Origin of the sequence: Actinomadura sp. CNU-125, from assembly GCF_001942465.1 — a bacterium.
Taxonomy (GTDB): Bacteria; Actinomycetota; Actinomycetes; order Streptosporangiales; family Streptosporangiaceae; genus Spirillospora.
In genome coordinates this window covers 1-25,011 of the sequence record NZ_MKJY01000144.1, presented here as the reverse complement: position 1 = coordinate 25,011, position 25,011 = coordinate 1, and the positions used below count along the sequence as shown (strand labels likewise).

The following is a 25,011-nucleotide window of genomic DNA, read 5'->3' as shown; positions in this document are numbered from 1 at the left end:
GCGAGGTCGTCTGTCCACTGGGTGATGCGTTCGTCGGTCCACACCAGCGCCTTGGGCGCCTTCCCCGACGGCAGTTCGACGAGGGAGGCGACGTTGACCTCGATGAGCTGTTCGCGGATCGCCCGGTTCAGCGCGGACCGCAGAGGGGCACGGATTCGCTGCTTGGTGGCCGCCCCGACGACCCGGCGCCCCTTGACTTTGGCGCGCAGGGTGAGGTCGTGACCCACCGTCCCCGCCGGAACCGCCCTGGCTCGGCGCCTCACACGGCCGGTTATCGAAGCAGCTGAACCAGCATGCACGAGCTCCAGATCAGTAGCTGTCAAGCGACAGACCGCCGCAGATAACCCCAAAACCCAACGGATCCTGCGCAACTCTGACAGAATCAACGACCGTGGGTCATGAACTTCCTGAAGCTGTCGGGCTGCAGCGCGAAGTCGTCTACATGAGGGACCACGGGCACCTCGTGGTTCTGGGAACAGCCGGCAGCGGCAAGACCACCATGGCGATCCATCGAGCCGTCTACCTGGCCTCCGAGGCACCGCAGAGCAAGGGCAGAACGCTGCTGGTCACCTTCAACCGTGCGCTTGTCACCTATCTTAGGACCGGCGCACGGGCGCCAGCACTGACTGTTGAGAATGTTCACACCTTCGCTCGAGGGTACCTTGCGTCCAGGAAGCAACTGCGAGGGCGGCAAATATGCGAGGCCACCTCTTTCCTGCCAGCGGCTCTAAGTGAAGTTAGGAACCGACACCCCGATCGGCCACTGATGGGACAAAGCTTGCGGTTCTTCGAAGACGAGCTTCACTGGATTTCAGGCCATGGGGTAAACGACCTCGGCGCTTACAACAGGGAACCACGGGTCGGTCGTATCCGCCCCTTGTCACAGGCGGACAAGGCTCTGGTCTTCGAGGTTCGCGAGGCCTACCATAGACGGCGTCGGGCACAAGGGTTTCGATACGACTGGGACGATCTGGCCTCGGCCGTGCGGCAGGAACTTACCCACGACACCAGCCCGCGTTTGTATCGACATATCGTCGTTGACGAGGGGCAGGATTTTACACCGGAGATGATCCGTGCATTGGCGGCTGCGGTGCCACCGAATGGGTCGTTGACCTTCTTCGGCGACTATGCCCAGCAAATGTACGGCAGCCGCATGTCTTGGAAGAGCCTAGGCCTGAGGGTCTCTCGCCCGGTGGAATTTCAACAGAACTATCGCAATACCCAGCAGATCGCCCGACTCGCCGTCGCCATGTCGGAGATGCCGCACTTTCGCGATGACGTGGACTTGGTCGTGCCCAAGGCACCCCGCGCTGATGGGCCCAAGCCAACCGTCTGGGTACACGACTCTCCGGCTGCCCAGCTGCGCTCCGCCGCTAAGTGGGCTCGCGAACTCAGGTCAAGCCATCGAGTAGCGGTGCTCTTGCGCACACGCGACGAGGAGAAACAACTCAGCGACCTGCTGGGACAGCCGGCAACTCGCCTACACAAGGAAATGACGAGGTGGCCAACCGGTCCGGGCGTTTTCTATGGTACCTACCATGCGGCAAAGGGCTTGGAATTCGATGCTGTGGTACTTCCCTGGTGCGATACCGATCAACTGCCGCTTCCGTCCGAGGTCGATGGACACGGCATGGAAGAGGCCATGGCCCGAGAGGCCCGCCTGCTCTACGTAGCGGCGACGAGAGCCAGAACGAACCTGGTCCTGATGCACTCAAGCAAGCTCACCCCTCTCATGCCCCCAGAAACGTCAGACCTGTACGAGAGGGTAGGAACATGAGCAACCCAATCGAGGGGGACGTTCGTCAGCGTGGCATCACTAGACTGTGCCACTTCACCAAGTCCTCCAACCTCTCGCATATCATCGGCGCAGGCGAGATCCGTAGCGTGACCCAGCTTGAGCGGGAGGTAGAGGGCTTTCGTCCCACCGACACCCAGCGCAGAGACGGGCATCCCGACCGCATTTGCTGCACCATCGAATATCCGAACGCGTGGTATCTCGACAAGGTCCGCAAGGAAGATCCCAACTTCCTGGACTGGGTCATCATGACCATCGATCCGTGGCCGCTATGGCACGACCAAACCAAGTTCAGCCCTTGCAACGCCGCACGCGCGAACGGTGCCGTCATCCGCCCAGGCTGGAACGGCTATAATGCCATGTTTGCTCCGACGGTACGTGGTCAGCAGGTTTTTCATAGACAACCGGGCCATCCGCCATGGTGGCCAACGGACGACCAGGCAGAAGTACTCCTTGCCTCGCCTGTCTCCCTCTCCAGTGTCCGCAGCATCATCGTACGAAATAATGCTCAAGCCGAGCGGGAGGTTGCCCGGGCTACACACAACTATCAAGATCACCTCCTCCCCCCGCTCATTGTGGCCCCGACCCTGTTCGACAAGTACCAGCTGAGCGGTTCTGTCCGGCGTGGGCGGCGACCGCCTGAGCAGGCTGCTATCTCTCTGGCAGAGTGATGTTGTGGACAGGATGACCAAGGATGAAGTCACCACGCGAGCACAGGCCGTGCTCGTTGCTGGTGCGGTGGGGGATGCCCTCGGCTGGCCCCACGAGCGTCGCGACCGGGTCTTGAGCGCAGCGCCCACCGCGGATGGCGAGCGAACCGGGGTGTTCTTCTCCTGGACCCGCAGAGCCGGCAGCCGTTTCCACCCGCTTTTCGAGGAGATCGGAGCGGGTGAGTACAGTGACGATACTCAACTAGTGATCGCCACTGCGCGCGCTCGACTCGCTGCAGATGGCCGTTGGGTTGAGCGACTAACAGACATCGAACTGCCCTTCTTCCTGCAGTATGAGCGTGGAGCAGGCGCCTCGGTAAAACGTTCGTGCCGCGCTTGGACACGCCGGAAGTATCCGTGGAAGGGTACTCAAGACGACACGGCGAAGTACTTCGCGGCGGGAGCAAACGGCGTTGCCATGCGCATCGCTCCGCATGTACTGGTTCACCATGCGGACACCGACTTCGCAGCACTGGCGGGCGACATTACGCGGGACGCAGTGCTCACTCATGGCCACCCTCGTGCGCTCGTAGGAGCGATGGCCTACGCCTACGCCCTTTGGGTGAGCATGCGACCAGCACAACCGATCCGATACGGCTGGTTGATTGAAGAACTGGTTTCGGGCGTCAATGCGTGGTCGGTCCTGGACGAGTCTGTACTGGACAGGCGTTGGCTACAGCTAGCTGATCAGCATCATGCGGGGAGCTACCGGAAAGCATGGACCAAGGCAGTTGAAGAAACTACTGTGATGCTTGAGCAGGCTTCACAAACCCTGAGACTCGGCGCGGTCGGCACGCCAAAATCCTTCGCCGATGCCGTCGGAGGCACCACTACGAAGTTCAACGGCTCCGGGACCGTTAGTGCCGTACTAGCGGTCTTCCTAGCAGCCTGGAGTGCAGCAGATCCCCAACGAGGCCTGCGAACAGCAGCAACTCTTAAGGGTGCAGACACCGACACCATCGCGTCCATGACCGGTGGTTTGCTTGGGGCAGCCCTGGGTGGTGATTGGCTTGGTGCGGCAGGCCAAGAGGTTCAAGACTCGTCGTTGCTGCGTCGCTTGGCTTCGGAGCTCATCCGCCCGATGCATCCAAGTAGCCAGTTGACACTCCCCCTTGAACATCAGATCCCGACCAAAAACAAACTTACCGATATTTTTTCCCAACTCAATCCCGGAAATAAAATCACGCTGCCTAACGGGCACGAGGCCCGGGTGGAGGATATCGCGGAGCTTCGTTCTGAGGCACGACCCATGCAACGCCTTCGGCTACGAACCAAAGATGGCCAAACTCTTTACTTCATCCACGCCGAGCCCCGGGGCGAGAGAGACAAGCCGGCATCACCGGGCGAAGGAACCACTCCGTCGTCGCGACACACGGAAACGACCTCGGGCCATTTCTCCCCAGAAGTGACTGGCATTGACATTCAAACTACGGATCTAAAGCGGACCAGGTTCGTCCTGGAGCAAATTCTTGATTTTTTCCCAATCGATATCGGGGCTGGCTGGGTGCGATATCGTGGCCTCTTTGTCGCCGTGGGGAGTTCCAAGAGGATAGTTGATACACCAGTCGCTCGCATTCAGATCCGAAGCCGCCTGCCCGCCGAGGTTAGATCGCGTGCCGAGTCTGCGGGCCTCACCCCACACAAACTTCAACGGGATGAAGGAGAGGCTTTTGAGATTGAGCTTGCCCCGGGCGTACTCGCGCTGGTGACTCATCGATGACAAGTCGAGCTGCAGATTCCTGCAGCGTAGGGCGTCGGCTATGGCGCCGTTCCGATTTGTTCGCAGACGTAGTTCGTTAGGCGGCCCCGCACGCGCCGGCGGCCGCGTCCGTGCTGTTCACAGCGTCGTTTCAGGCGTTTTTCTCCACCGGTGCCCTCGTCGGAGGCATCGTTGTCGGTGTACGAGCCTCAGTTCAGAGCCAGGTACAGGTAAACGAGCAACAACTCCAGCCCGGCCGGCTCGGTGAACGGCCGCGCCCCGTGTCAATGGCCACTCAGCTCTCCCCGTTGGCGGCCGTGAGAATGCCCCGCTGGTGTATTGGTCCAGGACATCTTGGACGTAGTGACTCCTGGTGATCTTTGACGGTTCCGGCACATGGTTGACATCGGATGCTCGATGATCTTCAGGTGGCTGATGGAGACGAGGGGTTCGACGAGCGGGCGTGGCGGGTCGAGCATAGGTATCGGGCGGTGTTGGAGGTCCTGGACGGGGTCCCGGTCGCGCAGGTCGCCCGGCAGTTCGGGGCGTCCCGTCAGTCGGTGCACAACTGGCTGCGGCGGTTCGAGGCCGAAGGCATGGACGGGCTGGTGGAGCAATCCCGCCGCCCGAAGAACTCGCCGGCCCGGCTCCCCGCCGAGGTCGAGGCGTTGATCTGCGAGTTGCGGCGGGCCTATCCGCGGTGGGGGCCACGACGGATCGCGCATGAGCTCGGCCTGCGGGGCGTGGATCCGGCCCCGGGGCGCACGACGGTGTATCGGGTGTTGACGCGTAACGGTCTTGTCCAGCCCCAGCAGCAGACGCATCGTCGCAGCTACCGGCGCTGGCAGCGGGACGCTCCCATGCAGCTGTGGCAGCTCGACATCATGGGCGGGATCTTCTTGGCCGGTGGACGCGAGTGCAAGCTGGTCACCGGGATCGACGACCATTCCCGGTTCGTGGTGGTCGCCCAGGTTGTGGCCGAGCCGTCGGGGCGGGCGGTCTGCCAGGCGTTCACCGAGGCGATGGGACGCTACGGGGTCCCATCGGAGGTGCTGACCGACAACGGCAAGCAGTTCACGGGGCGGTTCACCAAGCCCTTCCCGGCCGAGGTGATGTTCGAGCGGATCTGCCGGGAGAACGGCATCACCGCGCGGCTGACCAAGCCGCGCTCACCGACGACGACCGGGAAGATCGAACGCTGGCACGGCTCGCTGCGCCGCGAGCTGCTCGACGGTGCCGGGGCGTTCGAGTCGATGGCCACGGCGCAGGCCGGCATCGAGGCCTGGGTGCACGCCTATAACCACGGTCGGCCGCATCAGTCGCTCAACATGGCCACGCCGGTGTCGGTGTTCAGGCCGACACCCGCAAGTGAACCCGCGCCGAAGGCCATCGACCCGCCGCTCGGCATCCCCGCCACCCGATCGGATCAGTCAGCCCGGTCACCGGTACCGCAGCCTCAAGAGCCTGATCGGGCGCATGAGGCCGTCGAGTTCGACATGGTCATCACACCCAGCGGACGGCTGTGCCTGCCCGGCAACCAGCAGATCAAGTTCAACGCCGCGCTCGGCGGTCATCCCGTCACCATCTGGGCCGATCTGCGCAGCATCCACGTGCTGCTCGGCGGCGAACTCATCCGCACCCGTGCGTCCCGGCTGTCCCCGCAAGACCTGGCCCAGCTCCGGCTCCGCGGAGGTCGGCCCGCAGGTTCCGAACCCGCAGCCTCGGCGGCGCCACGTGGCCCGCTGCCGACGGCGACCGCCATCGAGGTCGACCGCACCGTCGGCCGGGACGGCGATGTCCAGCTTGCCGGGCATCGCATCAAACTCGAGGTGAACCTGGCCGGACAGCGCGTCATCCTCCGCCTGGACCAGCGCCTGATGCATGTCATCGCGTCCGGCCTGCTGGTCAAGACGCTGCCCGTCCCGCTCGTCCCCGACCAGGCCGCCAAGCTGAACGGTGCTCGCACGACCCGGCAGCCGCTGCCTCCACCGCCGGCGCCACCGCTGCAGGCCATCCGAAAGGTCCCCGCCGACGGCATCACCATGGTCGCGGGCCAGCGACTCCGTGTCGGGCGGGCACACGCCGGTAAGACCGTCACGGTCGTCATCGACGACACCGTGTTCCGCGTCCTGCACAACGACATCGAGCTCAGCGTCCACCCGCGTAAGAGCACCGGGCCCATCAAGAAGTACCGGCACTGAACGATCAAGGGCCCCCACTCACGATCTTTGCGACCGTCAAAGATCTCCCGGACCCGTCAAACAACTACTGGAACCACTCTGTCCAAGATCTCCTGGAGCCGCACATACGGGGAGCCTTCCATGGCCGCCGTCAGCCCCGGCAAGGACGCGGCGACGGTCGCGACGTTGAAGGGGTTCGAGGAGATCACCGCCTTCACCTATCCCGGCGGCGACGCGCCCTCGCTGCGGTAGGTGTCGGTGCGGATGCGGCGCGGGGAGGTAATCGCGCTCGTCGGGGAGAACAGCTCCGGCAAGACCACGCTGGCCAAGCTCCTGGCCGGGCTGTACCGGCCGCAGCAGGGCCAGGAGCGGTGGGACGGCCGCAGCGTCACCGACCTCGACCCCGAGGAGCTACGCCACGCGATCGTCGTGGTCGCCCAGGACCACACGCACTGGCCGATGACCGCCGCCGAGAACATCGCACTGGGTGACGACCTCACCGAACCCGGAGTACTACCGGCGGTGCGGCAGGCCGCTGCCGCGTCCGGCGCCGACGAGGTCAGGGCGACGCTGCCGCGCGGGTTGGACACGCTGCTGGACAAGCGCTTCGCCGACGGCCGGGAACTGTCGGGCGGGCAGTGGCAGCGCCTGGCCGCCTCCCGCGGCTTCTACCGGGACGCGCCGGTGCTGATCTGAGACGAGCCCACTGCTGCCCTCGACGCCCGCGCCGAGCACCGCCTGTTCGACCCGATCCGCGGGCACGCCACCAGCCGCGGCCGCACCGGCCTTTTGATCACGTACAGATTGGCCAACGTCCGCCACGCCGACCGGATCTACGTCCTGGCCGGCGGACGCGTCACCGAACACGCCGACCACGACCACCTGATGGCGCAGCCCACGCATGCCGCGGCACGGGGCGGTCGCGGCGGGCGCAGAACGGCCGATGTCGGGTTCCCGCTCGTGCTGACTGACCTCTCACTCACGGCAGCTCAGGTCCCGAGCCGCCGTCCTCGGGCTCCGCGTCGTCGATCGTGCGCAGTCTGCGCGACTGGTACAGATACGCGCCGATAAGGCGGATGAACTCGTCGGCGCGCTCGTTCTCGCCGGTGAGTGCGCCGGTGAGCTTGCCGAAGGCTCCCTCGTTCAGAACTGCCGCGTCGGTGAGTGTCTCTCGCAGATCGGGAGACGCCAGGAACTGATCGACAGCGTTGTGGTCGATCTGCTCGGCGATGCGGGGATTCTCCTCGGCCATGCCGGCGGCGGCGATGACGAACCCCTCGATCTGCGGGTCGGCGAACTCCGCACCGAACAAGGCGTTGATCCGGGCGACGACCTCCGAGAGCAGCTCCTGCTGAGGGTCCTGGCGTGAAACGCCGGACCCGACCCCGATGATGCCGCGCAGGCCAGGTGTGTCCTGGCTATCGGACAGAGCGATGTCGGCCTTCCCTTGGTCGATCTGGCGAACCCGTCGCAGCTCAAGCCCTGACACGTCGACGTCGCCGCCTGACTCCTCTGAGGGAAGCAGACGCGTCAGCTGGCGCAGGAACTCCGAGAGCTTCTCCAGATCGGTGGTGCCGTAGTCGACGACCTGGGACATGAAGTCGTATAGGCGCACGTAGGAGCCGCAGTCTTTCCGGAAGGTCCGCAACTCGTCGAGCGCCTGGCTGTCCTGCTGCGAGGCCGCGTCCGTCCATCGGTTCACGAACTCATCGCGCGCCGGAGTCACCGCGGCAGCGAGAGCGCCATGGGACTGGGTCGGGGCCCACCACGCCTGTGCGTAGCGCTCCACGTCCGCCGGCGTGTAGATCCTGGCCTGGGCCAGCTTGGTCGCGAGCCGGTGAACGAGGTTCGGGTCCGTCGCCGTTTCGACGTGTGCCTCGAGGTAGTAGGTCAGGAACGCCTCGCGAATCTCTTCGGGGTCGTTGACAAAGTCGAGCACGAACGTGCGGTCCTTCGCCTCACCCGAAGGCGCTCGGTATGTGCGGTTAAGCCGGGACAACGTCTGCACCGCGTGCACGTCGGGCAGCCGCTTGTCCACGTACATGGCGCACAGCAGAGGCTGATCAAAGCCGGTCTGGAACTTGTCAGCGACCAGCATGAGCCGGTATTCGGGTCGCCGAAACTCCCTCACCAGATCAGACCCGAGGCCAGGATTCATCGAGGCCTCGGTGACATCGGTAAGCCCGTACTCGTCATCGCTGATCTTGTCGCTGAACGCCACGATGGCCTGGTACCCGTACCGCTTCTGGGCAAGGTACTTATCCGTCTCGATCTTGTAGCGAACCGCGGCCTGGCGCGAGTCGGTCACGACCATGGCCTTCGCGTGCCCGTCGAGGAGGTGGGCGACGTTGGCGCGGAAGTGCTCGACGATGAGCTCGACCTTTTGCCCCACATTCGTCGGGTGTAGGTTCGCGAACCGCATGATCTTGCGCGAGGCGACCTTGGGATCGACGAGACGGTCCGCATCATCATCGGCTCCTGCACCTGCGGTGATGCCGGTGACGACGCCGCCCTCGCCACGCTGTTCGATCTCGAAGGCGGTCTTGTAGGTCTGGTAGCCGCGCAGCACATCGAGGATGAAGCCCTCCTCGATCGCCTGCCGCATCGGGTAAACGTCGAACGAGACCGGCTTCCCCTCCTCGTTCTCTCGCCCGAAGAGCATCTTCGTCTTCTCCTTGGGCGTCGCCGTGAACGCCAACAGGGACACGTTCTGAGCCCCGGCGCGCGCCGCGGTCTCCGCAGAGATCTGACGCTCGCGAGCAGCATCGGCTTCGACGACCTGGTTGACGACGTCCTGGCTGTCGACCTCGTCATCGTCGGTGACCTGGCCACCCTCGGTGAGGACCTTCTTCAGGTCGGCAGCGGTCTTACCCGACTGGGATGTGTGTGCTTCGTCGACAATCACCGCGAAGTTCCGATCACCCAGGGTCGTCTCCAGCAGACCCTTGACATAGGGGAACGTCTGTATCGTGACGACCACAATCAGAGCCGACCCGGTCAGCGCGTCCAGCAGCGCGCGAGACTTCGAACCACCCGAGCGGCGCACGGCCGCGGAGTCGATGACCGCGACGGTGCCAACCGTGTCATCGACCTGCTCGACCGCCTGCTGCAATTGTGCGTCAAGGACCCTGCGGTCGGAGACGATCAGGACCTTGTCGAACACCTTCTCGTTCGACTGGTTATGAAGCCGAGCCAGCCGGTGCGCCGTCCAAGCAATCGTGTTCGTCTTGCCCGATCCCGCCGAGTGTTCGATCAAGTACCGGCGACCGGGCCCTTCCTCGGTGACCGAGTCGATGAGCTTCGTCACCGCCCGCCACTGGTGGTAGCGCGGGAACATCAGTTCCGTGGACCGCTTGATCTTGCCGGTGGCCGGGTCTTCGTCGGCCTCGGTCTTGAGGAACATCTGCGACCCGAGGATGGCCAGCCAGTTGTCGCGCTGCAGGACCTGCTCCCACAGGTACGACGTCGCCGAACCATCCGGGTTCGGCGGATTCCCCGCCGCGCCGATGTCCTCGTGGCCACGGTTGAAGGGCAGGAAATAGGTCTTCTCGCCGGCCAGCTTCGTGGTCATGTGGATCTGGTCGTCGTCGACGGCGAAGTGGACCAGGGCGCGGGTGCCGAACCCGAGCAGCGGCTGCCCCGCCGGGTTCCGGTCGTTGCGGTACTGGCTGACTGCAGAGTGCCACTTCTGTTTAAAGAACGACTTCAGCTCGCAGGTGGCCACCGGCAGGCCGTTAACGAAGAACACCAAGTCGATCGACCGTGTGTCCCCACGCTTCGGGGAAAAGTGCACCTGCCGAACCACCCGCAGCCGCACCTTCCGGTACTGCTCGATTACCTCACGGTTCAGCGTCGTGGCCGGCTTGAACTGGCACATACGCAGATGCGCCGTCGCACCGCGGGTGTGGGAGAACTTCCGCCGCAACACGTTGAGCGTGCCTCCACCCGATCTCATCGGCGTGTCCAGGCGAGACACGAGAGAGGCCAGTAACGCCTCACGGTCCGCGGCCTCTGTGGCCGTGCCGAGGCGGACGACCTTGGCGTACTCCGTCGGCTGCGTCTCGGACAGCCACCAGTGCACGTCCTCGGGCCAGATCGCCCGGTTGACGTCATAGCCTTCGTCGCTCTTGCTGTAGTCCCAGCCGTGCGCGGCGAGGTACTCGGCGATCTCGGTCTCGAACGCCGCCTCACGGGTCCCATCTGGTGCCGTCACGGCTTTCACCCCGCCATTCGTGCAGTGCGTACGTCGATCTGCCCTGTCACCGCCGCCGTGATCAATGCCGACCGACGTTCCTTGGCGAGCGCGATGTGCTCTTGCGCTTTCGCGATCAGGCCATCGAAGCGGGCTGAGTGAGCTTGATACTCAGCAACAAACTTCTTCTGGTGGTCCACCGTTGGAAGCACAAGTGGGACACGTGCGAAGGTGCCCCAGTTCCTGAAGTCCACGCTGCGTTGCCGGGTGCTGGGGGCCTGAGTGCTGAGAAAGCCGGAGGTGCCCATGTATCGGATGAGTAGCGCAAGGTACTCGGCATCGTCAGCATACCGAGGTCGGCACACGTGGTAGACGGGTGAGCACTGCCCCTCGCTGTCCGAAATGCCGACAGCGCCAGCGAAGCCGTCGAGGGCATGGAACACGATGTCTCCAGGGAGGACGCCCTGGTATCCGGCCTCAGCTTCGGACATTGTGTATCCGTCCGCGCGACGGTTCGCCCTGAGGGTAACTACGCCATCGCGGTAGGCAGTTACCACGCCTGAGCCAGGTAGTGGTGACCGGTCGAGACGAACCAGAGTCTGTCGAACAGTGGCGCTGCGTCTGTCCCCGCGCTGCTGAAACTCAGCGTCAGCGAATGCCTCTTGCCGTTCACGCAGCAGCCCGATGAACCCCTCCTGTTTCGCCACGAGCGCGTCGATCTGGGCCGTCTCGTTGTCCAGGTAGTCGGCGATGGCGCGCTGCTCGTCGAGCGGCGGAAGCACGAATGGCATGTCAGTTAGCATCCATCGGCGCACCGAGTCAACAGTGGTGCGGGCGGAGCCGTCTTGGGCCATTAGCCGAAAGAACGAGGAGAAATAATAGTAGAAGTACCGCGGTAGGATATGGCGGAAATTTGAAAGCACGTAAACACGTTGATGAGCGTGGAACTTGCCGCGGACGTGGTGAAACACCTCACCGACTGCGCCGTCACCTGCAGTCAGCACGGCCTCGGTATCGAAGGTGAAGCCTGTACTGCGCAGCGGGTGTGGCGATCGGACATAGAAGTGATACTCGCCCTCGGGCTCTGCATCCTGTGTGTCACCTGATCCAGTCGCAATGTCACAGACAAATCGCAGCCTGGTCGCCAACCACTCGGCGGGAACGTCCGTCAGCCACCGTTGCCCAACCCTCTGAGTCTCGCGGACGACGGACCGGTGAGTTGTCATCATGCCTCCACCTGCCGCAACAAAATCATGATCTCACCGACCACCCGATCGAGATCGGCGTCGATCTCGCTGAGTGGTCTGGGCGGGTCGTAGGTGTAAAAGTGCCGGGTGAAGGGGATCTCGTAGCCGGTCTTAGTCTTGCCCCAGTCGATCCACGCATTGTCGACGTGTGGTTTCACCTCGGCATCGAAGTAGGCCTGCACCGTCTCTTCAAGCGCTTCGTGAGTCTTTGGATGCCCGCCCCAGCCGAACGGAACGTTCTCAGTGTCGCGCAGTGCGGGGTCGGGTTCTGGCTCGCCCTTGCGTGTACCCGAGGTGTGCAGACAGATATCGGCGGTCTCGTCGTGGACTCCGATGGTCTGCCACAGCGTCTTGCGCTGTGCGGTAGTCAGCTTGACGCCGTGATCGCCGAGATGCTTACCGAGTTCGCGGTTGAACTTCTCGCGGTTAAGGTACGGCTGGTCGCTGAACGACTCCAAAGCCTTGGTCAGGCCAGCGATCTGGCCGAGCTTCTTGTGCTGAGCGACGGCCTCGATGATCTCCGGTGTGCACTCGAAGCGGAGCTGAAGTGGACGCTCGACCGTGACGGTCCAGTATGCGAAGTCCCGGTTATCGAAGATCTTGGTCGGCACGGTAACGTCGTCGTCATCGCTGCGTGTCCCAGCGAACGCACGCACGATCGCCTTGCGGTCCTTGTCAGCGATCTCGACGCGCTTGGAGCCGATCGACTTGCGTAGCTTCGAGCCTAGGCCCGACGCGTCGATCAGCTGGACGCGGCCCTTGCGCTCGGCTGGCTTGGCATTCGACAGGACCCACAGGTAGGTGGCGATGCCGGTGTTGTAGAACATGTCGTTGGGCAGCGCGACGATGGCCTCGACCAGATCGTTCTCCAGCATGTGGCCACGGATGTCCGAGGGACCAGAGCCCGCACCACCGTTGAACAGCGGGGAACCGTTGAGGACGATGCCAGCCTTGCCGCCTCGGCCGCTCTCATCGACGTCGCGCATCTTTGATGCGACGTGCAGCAGGAACAGCATTGCCGCGTCGCCGACTGCTGGCAGCCCCGGCGCGAACCGGCCTTGCCCGCCACGGACGTGTTCGTCGCGGACCTCTGACTCGACAGCTTTCCAGTCGGTCCCAAACGGTGGGTTAGACAGGACGTAGTCGAAGCGGCGGTCCTCGAAGCGGTCGACGACGAGCGTGTCTCCCTGGCGGACGTTTGACGCATCCTGCCCGGTGATGAGGAGGTCCGCCTTGCAGATGGCATAGGTGCGCGGGTTGATCTCCTGGCCGAACAAGGCGGTGGAGGCATCGGGGTTGAGGCCGCGCAGGTGCTCATCGGCGACGGTGAGCATACCACCGGTGCCCACAGTGGGGTCGTAGATGGACCGCACCGTACCTCGTCCGCGCAGGGCCTCGGTGTCTTCCGCGTAGACCAGGTCAACGAGCAAGCGGACGACGTCACGCGGCGTGTAGAACTGGCCGGCACCGTCGTTGGCAGACTCCGCGAACCGGTAGATGAGATTCTCGAACAGGTCGCCCATGTCGGCGTTGGACACTGCGTCCGGTGACAGATCGAGCTTCTCGAAGTGACGGGCCACCTGGGCGAGGCGGTCGCGGGCATCGAGCGTGCGGATCACGTTCTCGAAGTCGAAGGCCTTGAACACGTCAAGGTTCGAGGAGAACCCGCCGACGTAGTCGATGAGGTTCTCGGCCAGGTTGTCCGGGTCCTGCAGCGCCTTCTTCAGCGTGTAGTCGCTCGTCGTCCAGAACGACAACCCCGTGCTGTCCGCGGTGCGGGTCTTGAGCTTCAAGTGCGTGCGCCGCTGCTGCTCCCCGGGGTACTGCGCCACGATCTCGGCCATCGCCTCGCGGTGCGGGGCCATCACGCACTCGAGGCGACGCAGCACCGTGAAGGGGAGGATGACCGAGCCGTACTCGGCCTCGGCGTAGGGTCCTCGCAGAGTGTCGGCGACGCTCCATACGAAGCTGGACAGGACTGACAACTGATAGTTCTCCTGGTCTGGGAAGAGGCTGAGTAACTCGCGTCATTCTATCGGCGGGCTCCGACATATCTGGGGAGAATGAACCGCCCCGGGCCGGGTGTAGTCGATGCCGAACAGCCGGCGGATCACCTCGGCGACCCGGTCCAGCGTCCACCGCTGGTCGTGGGCCCAGCCGTGCGCGGCGGGGCCGCGGTTCAGCTCGGCCTCCAGCCGAGCGAAGGCCGCCTGGTCCAACCGCGGGCGCCCGTGCGGGCCCTTGGACCGCAGCGCCCCGGCCCCGCCCTCGTGCCAGGCCCGGCGCCATTTCTCCACCTGCCGCAGTCCGACCCGCAGGTCGGCGGCGATCCGGGCGTTGGGCCGCCCTTCGGTGAACCACTGCGCGGCCTGCATCCGTACTTGTTCTCGTTTGTCACGGCCGGCGGCGGTCATCCCGCCGCCCTGGGGGTATCTGGCCATGTCACCGGCATACGCCCACACCGACGGGTCCCTCGACTTACCCGACCGCCATCACCCAATAACCCTGGTTAGAGCGGGTCGCCGCAACTCCTGCAGGTGTCCTCGCCGTTGTCATACATGATGCCGCAGCAGTACATGGGACCGCCGCTGACCTCAAAACAAGCGTTGCACAACTCGGATTCGTCGTGCCAGTCAGCCTCGTCCTCGACGACCTCGTCGCAAGACGTACAAACAAGCGTCATAGCGGGCCACCTCAGCAATCAGGGGAGGCGACAGGAGAGCAGTAACCGCTGTCGTGTCGCTCGGAGTAGTCGTTCATGTTGGCGGTCGGCTTACCGCAATTCGGACACGTCGGGTGCTCACCCTGACAAGTGCGGCTGTTGTGCCCCACCGAGTCCACACACCGTCGTGCATGCCATGACAACATTCTAGTGGGGCCACTGAGGTGCCCCGGATCTTCCAGACAGAGGCCCAAGGATCCTTGTCCGGAAGATCCGGGCCGCCTCACTCCCCCGCGCGAGTACGAGGAAGCGTTCCACCGGTCACGCGGCACAGCGCTCCAGGCCGGCTGAGAACCAACGATCTGGGCCTCCAACATCGCCGGGGTAGTCCCGTCTGGAGCCCACCGACAAGGGCAGCACATGCAGGGATCCAGCGGAAAGCAACCATGAACGCCATCCAGATCACCTTTGAAGGTCCCTCATCCGATCGCCCACTGCACACCAAACCATTCAAGAACGTAATTAACTTGACAAATCCACCCCTGGGGAGATGAGGGGGCGCTAGGGTACTGCCATGCATCACATGCGGACTGCACTGTATTTGGATTTCGACAACGTTTTCAGCGGTCTGCGTGAGTTGGATCCGCTGGCGGCTGAGCAGTTCGCGACGGACCCCGGAACGTGGCTGCGGCAGCTATCAGAGATTCCGGGTTCTGGAGTGCGGCGGCGGTGGCTTGTGCTGCGGTGCTACCTGAATCCCAGTGGTTACGTGCCGATGGGTACCGAGCGTAGGTACTTCTCCCGTTACCGGGCCGCGTTCGTGCGGGCCGGTTCGAGGTCGTCGACTGCCCGCGTTACAACGCTACGAAGAACGGAGCAGACATCAGGGTGGTCGTCGACGCGATCGATGCGCTGTCGACGGAGCCAGTGTGTGACGAGTTCATCATCGCCTCGGGCGACTCCGACATGACACCGCTGCTCCAACGCCTGCGCCGCGCAGACCGGCGTACGCTTATCATGTCGCCGCTGGACGCAGCCGCGGCGTACACCTCGATCGCCGACCAGGTGCTCAATGGTCATCAGATCCTAGCGCTCGTCCAAGGCGAATCCATTGACCTCGACGACGATCCGAGCGGAGAGTTCACGTCGGATGGGGACAGCACCGGGCATTCGGAACCCGTTCCCGCCCATAGTTCCGGAGCCTACGAGGCTTTCAGGTCGATCGTTTCACGGGAGTACAACGGCGCCGCCGAACCGCTCAACCTCGCGTCGCTGGCGCAGCAGGTGCGCGCTGAACTGGGCGCCGCTGCGGTCGGTCCGACCTGGTTCGGTCTCGGCGGCTTCGCCAGGGCGCTGTCGAGCCTGAACCTGCCGGGCCTGACTATGTCCCAGCATCTGCTGTGGGACGCGGGCCGACACCAGCCGCCCGAGGGCGGCACACAGAAAGTGCCGGTGCCGGAGCCCATCGAGCGTCTCGGCGACCTGATAAATCTGCCCCGACTTCCACAGGACTGGTGGCCCGCTGTCTACGGTGCGCTCTCCGATTACGCATCCGAGCACACATTCAACATGACCGAGTGCACTGCCTGGTCACGGGACAGACTCTCGGAGTACGGCCTGCGGGTGAGCCGCCAGCACATCGGATTCGTCATGAACGGCGCGGCCAGAGGTGGTTCCCCGCTCCACCAGAATCCCCCGCCGACCGCAGAGGAGATCGGGGAGGCGTTCGTACGCAACGTCCTGGAGCGCATTGATTCCAGCGAGACGGTGTTCTCCGAGGAGGACCTCGCCGTCGTCCGGGTATGGCTGGACGCGCCGGTGGACCATGTGGCAAGCGTCCCGGAGCAGGGGTACTGAGCGCAGAGCGGGTCTGAAGGTCCACGGCAGCGCGCCGATAAGCGGGGCTCCGGTCCACCTGCACGCGGGATGGCCCCCCGCCTCGCGACTGTTCTTAGCGAGGCCGGTCCGCTGCTCCCCCGCAGGCGGGGTGGCTCCGTGTGCGTACTGGCTCACGAGCGTTGGTCATCGCGCCCGTCCGAGGGGGTTACTTGTCATCACATGCGGTGATGTCGGCGAACCACAACTCCTTCGGGGCGTCGCGGCGGAAGTCCCGATTGACGAGGTCGGTGACCGTGGTTGATGCCGGCACCCGCTTGGCGCGGCGCCGCGGCGGCAGGCCAGGCACGCCTGCTCGGCAGCGGTGTGCGCGCCCTTGGGCAGCACCGAGGTGTAGGTGTCGGCGGTCAGCACGATGCTGGAATGCCCGAGCATTTCTTGCACCACCTTCAACTCCACCCCCGCCGCCAGTGCGAGGGTGGCCGCGCCGTGGCGCAGGTCGTGCAGCCGGACCGGGGGCAACCGGTTCTTGGCCAACATCCGCTGGAACACGTGCGTGAGCCGCCCCGGGGAGACCAGATCGCCGTTGAGGTTGGTGAACACATACCCGCTGTCGCGGTATCGGTCGCCGTAGGCGGCGGCCTCGGCTTGCTGCAGGTCGCGGTGCGCCCGCAGTGCGGCGATGGTGGTGCGGTCCAGCGCGATGACGCGGGCGCTGTGCGCGGTCTTGGGCGGGCACGCCTGCAGGCGGCCGTTCCGCCGCTGCAACTGCTGGGCGATGGTCGCGGTGCCGTGTTCGAGGTCGACGTCTACGCAGCGCAGCCCGGCCGCCTCGCCGCGCCGCAGGCCGCACAGTGCGATCAGGTGGTAGGCGGCGTAGAGACGGTGGCCGCCGATGGCGTGCAGGAACGCGGCGGTCTGCTCGGCGGTCCAGACCGCGACCGCCGGACGCTCTCCGGGGCGTTCCCGGTGCTCGACGCGCGTGGCCGTCCACACCACCGCCCGCGGCCGCCGCGCCGTCGGCAGCACAAGCAACGCTGCCGGGTTCTCGGTGATGAGGCCGTCCCGCAGGGCGGTGTTCAGTGCGCTGCGCAGCGTGGCGCGGATCCGGTTCAGCGTCGCCTGCCGGATCGGACGTCCTTCCGCCTGGTGGTCGTGGACGATCCGGGCGAACATCTCGCGCACGTGCTCCACGGTCAACTCGCCCAGCAGCAGCTCGCCCAAGTGCGGAGTCAGGTACAGGCGGACGTGGCCGGCGTACCCGGTCACGGTCGAGGCCGCGCCCGGATGCTCCCGCAGCCACCACGCCAGCCACTCCTCCACCGTCACCGCGTTCCCGGTCGGGCCGCGCAGCCGCGCCAACGCCTCCTCGGCGGCTTTCGGGTTCGGAAGCCGCCCCGCCGCACCCTTCGGCGCCGCCCATCCAACCCGGCGCCGAGTTCCAGCCGCAGATACCAACTGCCGTGGCTGCTCTCCGCCGCCAGCCGCAGGCAGCCGCGCCCTGCCGTCCGGCCGGTCCGCGGATCCTCGCAACCGCATCGCCGGTACACCCCACCAGCACTCCTCGAAGGTCCCATGCGCCCCAGGATGGTCCGCTCCAATGAGGCGACGAACTGCCGCCATAAATGAGTGGCGGCGAAGCCAGTGAAGCCTTCATAGGGCATGGCATCACCGCGATCGAGTGGCGCGTCGGCGCTGGCATGTCTCGCCGGGCGGTGACAAGGTGGTGCTTTGGAAGGGCACCAAGGGCGACGTCCTGCGGCGTGCTCGAATGAGGCCACCGTGGGCGCCCGCGCTCCGGTCGAAGGCTCAGTTCTCGTCTTCCCCGCACCGCATCGGACGGGGTGGTTGGATCCCGAGGAGGGGGTCTAACAACGCGTGGGAGGCACGGTGGACGACGAGCAGGCGTGGGGCGATCCAGTGGTCGAACGGGCAGCCCGCCATGTTCTTCGGAACGGGCTGGCCTCGGGGCTGTCGGCCCTGGACATCGCTGAGCCGGCCTGGTCACCGGAGGCGGCCGCTGACCTGCGGCACCGGATCATCGACAAGGCGGATGAGGGCAGCGGTTCGTTCATGGTGAAGCTGAAGGCACAGCTCGAGGGGGCGTCCAGGGCCACCGTTCTCCTCTGCGCAGAGCTGCTGTTCCTGCAGGCCGTGCCGCTGACGAACCTCAAGCCTGACACCAAGCGCAGACGGATCGAGGAGGTGCTCGGGTGGGCCGAGCGGCCCCCTGCGCTTCCTGCGGACCTGGACGAAGCGCTCGGTCAGCCCGGGGTGTTCAACGGCGGTGTCGGGTTCCTCATCCAGATCTGGAATCAGGTCGGCTGGCTGCTGTCGTTTTTGGCGCACTGGTGGGAGCAGCCGGAAGAAGTCCGTCAGGCCGCGTTGGACGAGCCCTGGCGGTTTCGCGAGGTCGTCGCCGCGATGCCCATCGACCAGCCGGGCATCCGCAACGCGCTGCTCTACCTGGCTTTCCCTCGCACGTTCTTCCCGATCGCCAATCAGGACCACAAGCGGTGGATCCGCGAGGCGTTCCTGCACGAGATCGGGGAGTCTGCAGGTCGTGACGCCGTATCCCTCGACCGCGACCTGCTGAAGATCCGCATCCGACAGAACGAGAAGGCGGGCACGCCGGTCGACTATTACAACGAGCCATACCGGTCGCAGTGGCAACGGCACCGCGACGAAGGCCGCCGTGCCTGGCTTGTCCGCCCCAGGCCCACCGGAGCCGGCGAGCGATGGCAGGAGGACGGGCTGGTCTCGATCCCCGCCACACATCTGGCCCTCCCCGAGCGGGGCACGGGCAAGGCGGAGATCCGCACGGCGGTCGAAGAGGCTTACCGGCATGAAAACTACGTTGAGCGCCTGGAACTCGTGACCGAGTTCGACATCTTCTGCAATCGCATGAAGGTCGACGACCTCATCGTGACCTACGAGCACGGCGTCCTGCACGTCGGACAGATCACCGGCGAGACCATCGCGTCCGAGGTCCATGGTGGCGTGTTCGCGCGCACGGTCGCATGGTCGCCCAAGATCGTCACAGAGGTGCGGCGCGACCTTGTTGCCTCCGCGTCCCGTCCAGGCACGATCATCGACCTGACCTCCTTCGAGGCGCATCTCCTTGACCTCGTCGAAGGCGCCGCCGACGACCCGGCCCCTGCGTCCGGCGCCGGCACCGCCCCGCTGCTCGATGCGGAGAAAGCCGCGGCGCGGCTGGCCGAAGACGTCCTTTACGATCCCGGCTGGATCACCGAGCTCGTCGAGGTCCTCGCTGAGCGGCAGCAGATCGTCCTGCACGGCCCGCCCGGGACCGGCAAGACCTTCCTCGCCCGGAAACTCGCCGAGCACCTCGCCGAGGTCGACGCGATCCGGCTCGTGCAGTTCCATCCGTCCTACTCTTACGAGGACTTCGTCGAGGGGTTTCGGCCTATCGAGAGCCCGGACGGGGGCGTGGCGTTCACGTTGACGCCCGGCCCGCTGCGCCGTCTGGCGGTCGACGCGCGCAAGAATCCCGGTGGCGCGCACTTCCTGATCATCGATGAGATCAACCGGGGCAATCTGGCGAAGATCTTCGGTGAGCTGTACTTCTTGCTGGAGTACCGCGAAGAGGCAATTCACCTCCAGTACTCCCCGGACGAGCCGTTCACGCTGCCCGAGAATGTCTTCGTCATCGCCACGATGAACACGGCCGACCGGTCGATCGCACTGGTCGACGCGGCCATGCGCAGACGGTTCGCGTTCTTCGAACTGCATCCCGACACCGATCCCGTCTCCGGGCTTCTCGCCCGCTGGCAGAAGGCAACCGGGCGCGACCGAGACGACCGGGAGGCCCTCCTGACCGCGCTCAACGGCGAGATTGAAGATCGCGACCACCGGATCGGCCCGTCCTACCTCATGACGCCCGGCGCCGACCGCCCCGGCGGGCTGGAGCGGATCTGGGAGCACTCAATCCTGCCGCTTTTGGAAGAGCACTACTACGGGACCTTGGACCGCCGACAGGTCCGGGAGCGGTTCGGGCTGGCCGCGATCCGCGCGAACGCCGCCGAGACACCATGACACTACGCCTGACCGAGAACGGCAGTGCCGTGGCGGCCGCTCTCGACGCGGAAACGGCCGGTGCCCTCCACCGGTCCGGACTCGTCGAGGCGACTCCCGCAGGTCCCGGCCGCTGGTCGATACGGCCGGTGCCGATGATGGTCGGTGCGGTCAGGGTGGGCGGAACCGATGTCGTCGTCGAACCCAAAACGGGAGTCGCGCGCCTCCTGTTCCTCTTGGGCCACGCCGCGAACCCCGGTTTCCGCATTGAGCACGTCGAGGGCACCGCCGACCTCGATCCGCTGGCGGCTGTCGCCGAAGCGCTGAGCAGGCAGGCCGCGCGAGTATTGCGGGACGGAATCCTTCAGGGGTACGTGACCCGCGAGGAGTCGCTGACGGTCATCCGCGGACGGCCCCGGCTCGCCGACCAGTGGTCCCGGCGACCGCTGCTGCCGATCCCGATAGAAGTCACACACGACGACTACTCTCCGGACATCACCGAGAACCGGATCCTGCGGGCGGCGCTGCGACGAGCTGCGGCGATACCCCGTCTGCGGTGGGAGACCAGGTCACGTCTACTCCACCTCGACTCCCGGCTCGACGGTGTCACCTTGCCAGTCCCCAGCGCGCCGATTTCACCGTGGCGCGAGACACGGCTGAACCGCCGCTACATCGCGGCGCTGCGGCTCGCCGAACTGGTCCTACGCAACCAATCCGTCGAAACTCTTCCCGGCCGGACACCCATCGCGGCGTTCGTGGCGAACATGCCAACGGTCTTCGAGGACTTCGTGACGACCGCGCTGATCGAAGCTCTTCGTGACCGCCCCGGCCGCACCGAGGCCCAATACCCGACCTACCTGGACGAAGAACGCCGAGTCCCCCTCCGCCCTGACCTTCTGCACCTCGTCGGCGACCGCCCCGTCCTGGTCGCCGACGCGAAGTACAAGACCGACGCCCGCTCCAACGACCACCAGCAGATGCTTGCCTACTGCACCATCTTCGCCCTGAAACGCGGCTGGCTCGTGTACGCCAGTGGCTCCACGCCTCTCGCCCCTCGCCACATCCGCAACAGCGACATCACGATCACTCCCGTAGCCCTCAACCTCACCGCATCCCCCGCCGACCTCCTCGCCCAACTCGCGGCACTGGCCCACAGGATGTGGAACGAACACTAATGAGGGGGCACCTGCAAAAAAGTCGTCTTTGCAGGATTGTGCCCCCTTCTACGCCTGTACGGGGGATACTTCCCCTCTTAGGTGAACCCGCCCTGGGACGGACGGAAAACCTCGTATCACGCTGGTGTAGGTCAACGCCAGGGCGCGGGGCAGGCCATCTCCACAACCGGCGACCCCGATCGCCCTTCCGGCGGCAGCGCGCCAGGTGGTGATGCTGATTTGCTTTGCCCTATAGGGATATAGGCCTACACTCGACCGCATGTCGAAGCCAGTCGAGTGGGATGGGCGCGATGGCGCCGAGGAAGAGCCCGAAGAGATTGTCGTCCGATTGACTGACGATCAAGCAGTCATCTTCGGTGCTCCTTCCAGGCCGGAGCGTTCACGCTGGGGGCGCTGGATCTCCGACCTCACCCACAGTGAATCGGCGTCTCTCCTGCGAACACTGGATGTTGGCACCAAGGCGTTTATCGAGGCTCAGCGTCTGACCGGCCGTCTGGTCGAACTCGACCCGACCTCTCACGCGATGTGGAAGAGCGGTTTCAAGGCGGTCACCGAGGAAGGGGGATGGGTGCAGGCCAATCTCCGCGATGGAGGCCAGTTCGCACGTCTGATGCGGATTCGCCCAGCAACGAGTGTTGCCGTGATGACGAATGGGGCAGCCATCTTGGGTGCGATCGCGACTCAAGTTCAGGCAGCCGAGATGGCCCGGGACATCAAAGCCATCCGGCAGGCGGTGAACGACATCTTCGATCACCTGCAGTCCGACCAGAAGGGGGCTGTCAAGAATGTAGTCGAGCAGGTCGAGGATCTGGTTGCGCAGCTTCGTGAATACGGCAAAGGCGACATCGAGGCAAGCAGGTTCGCGATCATCACGAACAGCCTGGGTGACGCAAGGCACAAGTGCATGGAACATCTCTCGGATGCGGTGAGGAAGTTGGAGCATGCCGCGCAGCAGGGAAACCCACACCAGGCGCAGAGGGTGAGCGAAGGGGCGGTGGAGGGGGCGATGCTGTACCTTGACCTGCTGGGAAAAGTCTATGCGGCTTCGGTCCAACTAGGACTCGCCCGGGTCGCCCTCGCCCATCATGAGAACGACCCTGACGGCGCCTGTACCCACACCGAGTTGACCACCAAGTATGCAGACCGGTTCCGCACTGAGATCGAAGACGTACATAACCAGCTCGGCCGGCTTGAGGAGAGTCTCCGTGCCCTGTTCCGGCCCGAGCGCGGGAACTGGGTACTTCCTGCGGTAAGAGCCACCCCGGGAGCCTTTTGCACCGCGCGCCAACTGGCAGGAACGAGGATGATTCGGGTCCCTGGAGTCCCCGCCCCGATCCCCGTGGCTACTGTCGCCGCTGTTGCCACCCTGATCCCGTCCGTTGCCGGAGGTGTCGACGCTCGGGTTCAGTCCCACGCGGAGAAGAAGCTGGACGACCGCCTGGGGCAACTCACGGCAGCTACCAACAGGATCTCCCGAATTATGGACCAGGCGGCCACGAGTCTTCAATCGCTCCGGACCCTGACCGAAGAGCTTGCCGGGCCCGGCGAGTCTGTTCGCTGAAGTAGCGCCATCCTGAAATGCTGGTCAGAGGCTGGTGTGGCCGGGGGTGCTCGTGTTGCTTGGCCGGCGGTTTCGAGGTTTTGATCATTCGTCACCGGGTAACGTGGCTGGTGGTCAGGACGAGCAGGGCGCAGGAGCCGGGTGATGTTCACCTGGTAGGCCGATTCAGCCCACGTCGTCAGTGGCCATCACCCGGACACCGGCGATACGCCGATCAGCGACGTCGACGGTTACTGCCCGGCAGCCCTGTCGGCCGAGCGCGCACGCTTTTACCCGACTCGGTGGGATACTCGCGCCGAGTGTTTTGTACCGGCCGTTGGTGGAACCGGGGCGAGTCCTGAGGCAGTTCCTGAAGAGCGGCCCTTCCTTCGCCTCGGCCAGCCGCCGCTCAGCCTGAAGCCTGATGCGAAAAAGGGTGCAGTTCTTTCAACGCACTGGCATCGTCGTTACCAGAGGGGCTCAGGGCTTACTCGACCGTGAAAGTTCGCGCTGGCATCGCTCGAGGCGTTTGCGGAGCCGGTCTTGTCTGGTCGCGGCCTCGGCCGGATTGCGCAAGGCTTGGGTGAGCGCTGCGGCCGCTTCGGCGTAGAGGTCTTGCTTGACAAGCCAGATGGTGAGCCGGTCGATGACCTTCGCGTCGGTGCTGCCAGCGGCGACGGCTCTGCGGTAGGAGACGATCGCCTTCTCCAGGTCGCCCTCCTTCTCCTCGCGCAGTCCCGCGTCAGCGGCCAGAGCGGCGACCAATCCCCGATCGTTCCGACTTATCGCCATGTTCTCCAGGGCCGCCCGCAGGGTCGGTCTACTGAAGGCGCGCAGGTTGCCGCCTCCCTGGCGTCGGTATTGGTACGGTCCAGGTGCAGCGCGTTGAAGTAGGCCCGCAGCGTGTCGTCGCGCCGTCCCTTCTGGAACCGGGTGCAGCGCGCCAGTGCCAGCCACGCGCGCGCCGCCCACGGGTCCGCCGCCGCACCCAAGTCGCCGACCAGCCTGCCGGCCCTGCGTTCCAGACTCGGCCAGACGCGAGGCGACCGGTCTTCGAAGCGCGTCGCGGTCTCGGCAGCGCATTCGGTCTCGACGGCCTCAAGTTGGCCTCGCGCCGTCGGGTGATGGCCGTTCAGGAGCGGCGCGGGCTGGTCGAGCAGCCAGAACAGGCCAGCGACGGTCTTGGCCATCTCCGGCACCTTAACCAGCAACTCATGCGGCAGACCCAACGGCTGCGGATCGAGCAGGAGAACCACCTGCCGACCATGCTCGTAGTCATAGAACTCCGCCGGGCACGACGGTAGTCGTCCGCCCCAAGCGCCCGCGCAGTTCAGCACCGCACGATGCACCTGCTCGCTGACATCGGCCGGCAGGTGCCCGACCAAGTGCGTCTGAACGTAGACGGCCACCGCGGTCGGAAATTTCGAGAACGGGGGCGCCGGTACCAGCACCGCCGTCCGCAACCCCTCAGCGCCAGAGTCGGCCGCAGCGGCATACACCGCGTCCTGGTAAAAGGCCTCCCCGACGACCTCGACCTCAACATTCCCCGCAAGCCATGCCGGCGCGGCAACCAGCCGGGGCAACCGTTCAGGCATCTCAGCAGGAGGATCGATAACTGGCCATCCGTACACGACACAACCCCCGCTACACCCCACCAAAAGCACTGGTCCCTATTCGGTGAAGACGCCGCACCGCCCTCACCGGTTGACACAGCCGCCGTCTCCGACCAACGGCTGAGCCGCCGCATCGCTCGTGGGTGGCCGGAGCTTGTAACCTCAGGTGTGGAATGACCTTGCAGGTAGAAGGTGAAGTCGGCTTTATCTGATGCGTCCCGGATAGGCGACGGCGAGTTCGTTGAGCGCCTCGCGCCATCCGGCGGCGCGTTGTCCTTCGACGAGGCGTGCGGGCTGGAAGGCGTTTTTGTCGCCTTGCTCGCGTTT

General features: G+C 65.0%; 16 protein-coding genes. 9 read left to right on the top strand and 7 right to left on the bottom strand.

Annotated features, from left to right (window positions below; genetic code table 11):
* Positions 1 to 391 precede the first annotated feature (391 nt).
* The 5 genes from BJF79_RS18225 to BJF79_RS60610 all read left to right on the top strand — a co-directional run bounded on the left by BJF79_RS18225 (position 392) and on the right by BJF79_RS60610 (position 7,080).
* Entirely contained in the window at positions 392 to 1,777 is a 1,386-nt protein-coding gene (locus tag BJF79_RS18225; RefSeq protein WP_143220016.1) for a 3'-5' exonuclease, read from the top strand.
* Positions 1,774 to 2,466, top strand: a complete 693-nt coding sequence (locus BJF79_RS18220; protein ID WP_075899006.1) for a DarT ssDNA thymidine ADP-ribosyltransferase family protein — start codon at positions 1,774 to 1,776, stop codon at positions 2,464 to 2,466. The genes BJF79_RS18225 and BJF79_RS18220 overlap by 4 nt, the downstream gene beginning before the upstream one ends.
* A 13-nt stretch (positions 2,467 to 2,479) precedes the next feature.
* Positions 2,480 to 4,225, top strand: a complete 1,746-nt coding sequence (locus tag BJF79_RS18215; RefSeq protein ID WP_143220015.1) for an ADP-ribosylglycohydrolase family protein — start codon at positions 2,480 to 2,482, stop codon at positions 4,223 to 4,225.
* Positions 4,226 to 4,614: 389 nt separating this feature from the next.
* Positions 4,615 to 6,405: an IS481 family transposase gene (locus BJF79_RS18210; protein ID WP_075899002.1), complete on the top strand. Its 1,791-nt coding sequence runs from the start codon at positions 4,615 to 4,617 to the stop codon at positions 6,403 to 6,405.
* A 243-nt stretch (positions 6,406 to 6,648) separates the two neighbouring features.
* Positions 6,649 to 7,080, top strand: a complete 432-nt coding sequence (locus BJF79_RS60610) for an ATP-binding cassette domain-containing protein (protein WP_262402228.1) — start codon at positions 6,649 to 6,651, stop codon at positions 7,078 to 7,080.
* 283 nt (positions 7,081 to 7,363) lie between these two features.
* Here BJF79_RS60610 and BJF79_RS18200 read toward each other — a convergent pair whose 3' ends face one another.
* The 4 genes from BJF79_RS18200 to BJF79_RS18185 all read right to left on the bottom strand — a co-directional run bounded on the left by BJF79_RS18200 (position 7,364) and on the right by BJF79_RS18185 (position 14,237).
* The gene (locus BJF79_RS18200) at positions 7,364 to 10,606 is read right to left on the bottom strand and encodes a type I restriction endonuclease subunit R (RefSeq protein WP_262402227.1); all 3,243 of its coding nucleotides are present in this window, start codon (positions 10,604 to 10,606) and stop codon (positions 7,364 to 7,366) included.
* On the bottom strand, positions 10,603 to 11,724 hold the full coding sequence (locus BJF79_RS18195) for a restriction endonuclease subunit S (protein WP_158079215.1): 1,122 nt from the start codon (positions 11,722 to 11,724) through the stop codon (positions 10,603 to 10,605). The genes BJF79_RS18200 and BJF79_RS18195 overlap by 4 nt, the downstream gene beginning before the upstream one ends.
* A gap of 77 nt (positions 11,725 to 11,801) precedes the next feature.
* A complete protein-coding gene (locus BJF79_RS18190; RefSeq protein WP_075898996.1) occupies positions 11,802 to 13,808 on the bottom strand; it encodes a class I SAM-dependent DNA methyltransferase in 2,007 nt (668 codons plus the stop codon).
* A 42-nt stretch (positions 13,809 to 13,850) separates the two neighbouring features.
* On the bottom strand, positions 13,851 to 14,237 hold the full coding sequence (locus BJF79_RS18185; protein WP_075898994.1) for a helix-turn-helix domain-containing protein: 387 nt from the start codon (positions 14,235 to 14,237) through the stop codon (positions 13,851 to 13,853).
* Positions 14,238 to 15,373: 1,136 nt separating this feature from the next.
* Between BJF79_RS18185 and BJF79_RS18180 the strand changes: the two genes are divergently transcribed.
* Positions 15,374 to 16,342: an NYN domain-containing protein gene (locus BJF79_RS18180; RefSeq protein WP_262402226.1), complete on the top strand. Its 969-nt coding sequence runs from the start codon at positions 15,374 to 15,376 to the stop codon at positions 16,340 to 16,342.
* Positions 16,343 to 16,507: 165 nt separating this feature from the next.
* Here BJF79_RS18180 and BJF79_RS18175 read toward each other — a convergent pair whose 3' ends face one another.
* Positions 16,508 to 17,683 carry a tyrosine-type recombinase/integrase gene (locus BJF79_RS18175; protein WP_075898992.1) on the bottom strand — a complete coding sequence of 392 codons (1,176 nt, stop codon included), beginning with the start codon at positions 17,681 to 17,683 and terminating at the stop codon, positions 16,508 to 16,510.
* Between the two features lie 528 nt (positions 17,684 to 18,211).
* Here BJF79_RS18175 and BJF79_RS18170 point away from each other — a divergent pair.
* The 3 genes from BJF79_RS18170 (at position 18,212) to BJF79_RS18160 (ending at position 23,092) form a co-directional block, all read left to right on the top strand.
* On the top strand, positions 18,212 to 20,377 hold the full coding sequence (locus BJF79_RS18170) for an McrB family protein (RefSeq protein WP_083733551.1): 2,166 nt from the start codon (positions 18,212 to 18,214) through the stop codon (positions 20,375 to 20,377).
* Positions 20,374 to 21,531 carry an McrC family protein gene (locus BJF79_RS18165; protein WP_075898988.1) on the top strand — a complete coding sequence of 386 codons (1,158 nt, stop codon included), beginning with the start codon at positions 20,374 to 20,376 and terminating at the stop codon, positions 21,529 to 21,531. Before BJF79_RS18170 ends, BJF79_RS18165 begins: the two co-directional genes overlap by 4 nt.
* Before the next feature lie 259 nt (positions 21,532 to 21,790).
* Positions 21,791 to 23,092 (top strand): hypothetical protein, encoded by a 1,302-nt coding sequence (locus BJF79_RS18160; RefSeq protein WP_143220013.1) that lies wholly within the window; start codon positions 21,791 to 21,793, stop codon positions 23,090 to 23,092.
* A 459-nt stretch (positions 23,093 to 23,551) separates the two neighbouring features.
* Here BJF79_RS18160 and BJF79_RS18155 read toward each other — a convergent pair whose 3' ends face one another.
* Positions 23,552 to 23,836 carry a hypothetical protein gene (locus tag BJF79_RS18155; RefSeq protein WP_075898984.1) on the bottom strand — a complete coding sequence of 95 codons (285 nt, stop codon included), beginning with the start codon at positions 23,834 to 23,836 and terminating at the stop codon, positions 23,552 to 23,554.
* 17 nt (positions 23,837 to 23,853) lie between these two features.
* Positions 23,854 to 24,666: a hypothetical protein gene (locus tag BJF79_RS18150; protein WP_075898982.1), complete on the bottom strand. Its 813-nt coding sequence runs from the start codon at positions 24,664 to 24,666 to the stop codon at positions 23,854 to 23,856.
* Positions 24,667 to 25,011: the final 345 nt, after the last annotated feature.

What these genes read in the sequence shown, in the direction of transcription:
- BJF79_RS18160 (WP_143220013.1), top strand. Translation starts at nt 21,791, where the DNA reads ATGTCGAAGCCAGTCGAGTGGGATGGGCGCGATGGCGCCGAGGAAGAG.
- BJF79_RS18215 (WP_143220015.1), top strand. Translation starts at nt 2,480, where the DNA reads ATGACCAAGGATGAAGTCACCACGCGAGCACAGGCCGTGCTCGTTGCT.
- BJF79_RS18165 (WP_075898988.1), top strand. Translation starts at nt 20,374, where the DNA reads ATGACACTACGCCTGACCGAGAACGGCAGTGCCGTGGCGGCCGCTCTC.
- BJF79_RS18220 (WP_075899006.1), top strand. Translation starts at nt 1,774, where the DNA reads ATGAGCAACCCAATCGAGGGGGACGTTCGTCAGCGTGGCATCACTAGA.
- BJF79_RS18210 (WP_075899002.1), top strand. Translation starts at nt 4,615, where the DNA reads ATGCTCGATGATCTTCAGGTGGCTGATGGAGACGAGGGGTTCGACGAG.
- BJF79_RS18185 (WP_075898994.1), bottom strand. Translation starts at nt 14,237, where the DNA reads ATGACCGCCGCCGGCCGTGACAAACGAGAACAAGTACGGATGCAGGCC.
- BJF79_RS18150 (WP_075898982.1), bottom strand. Translation starts at nt 24,666, where the DNA reads ATGCCTGAACGGTTGCCCCGGCTGGTTGCCGCGCCGGCATGGCTTGCG.
- BJF79_RS60610 (WP_262402228.1), top strand. Translation starts at nt 6,649, where the DNA reads ATGCGGCGCGGGGAGGTAATCGCGCTCGTCGGGGAGAACAGCTCCGGC.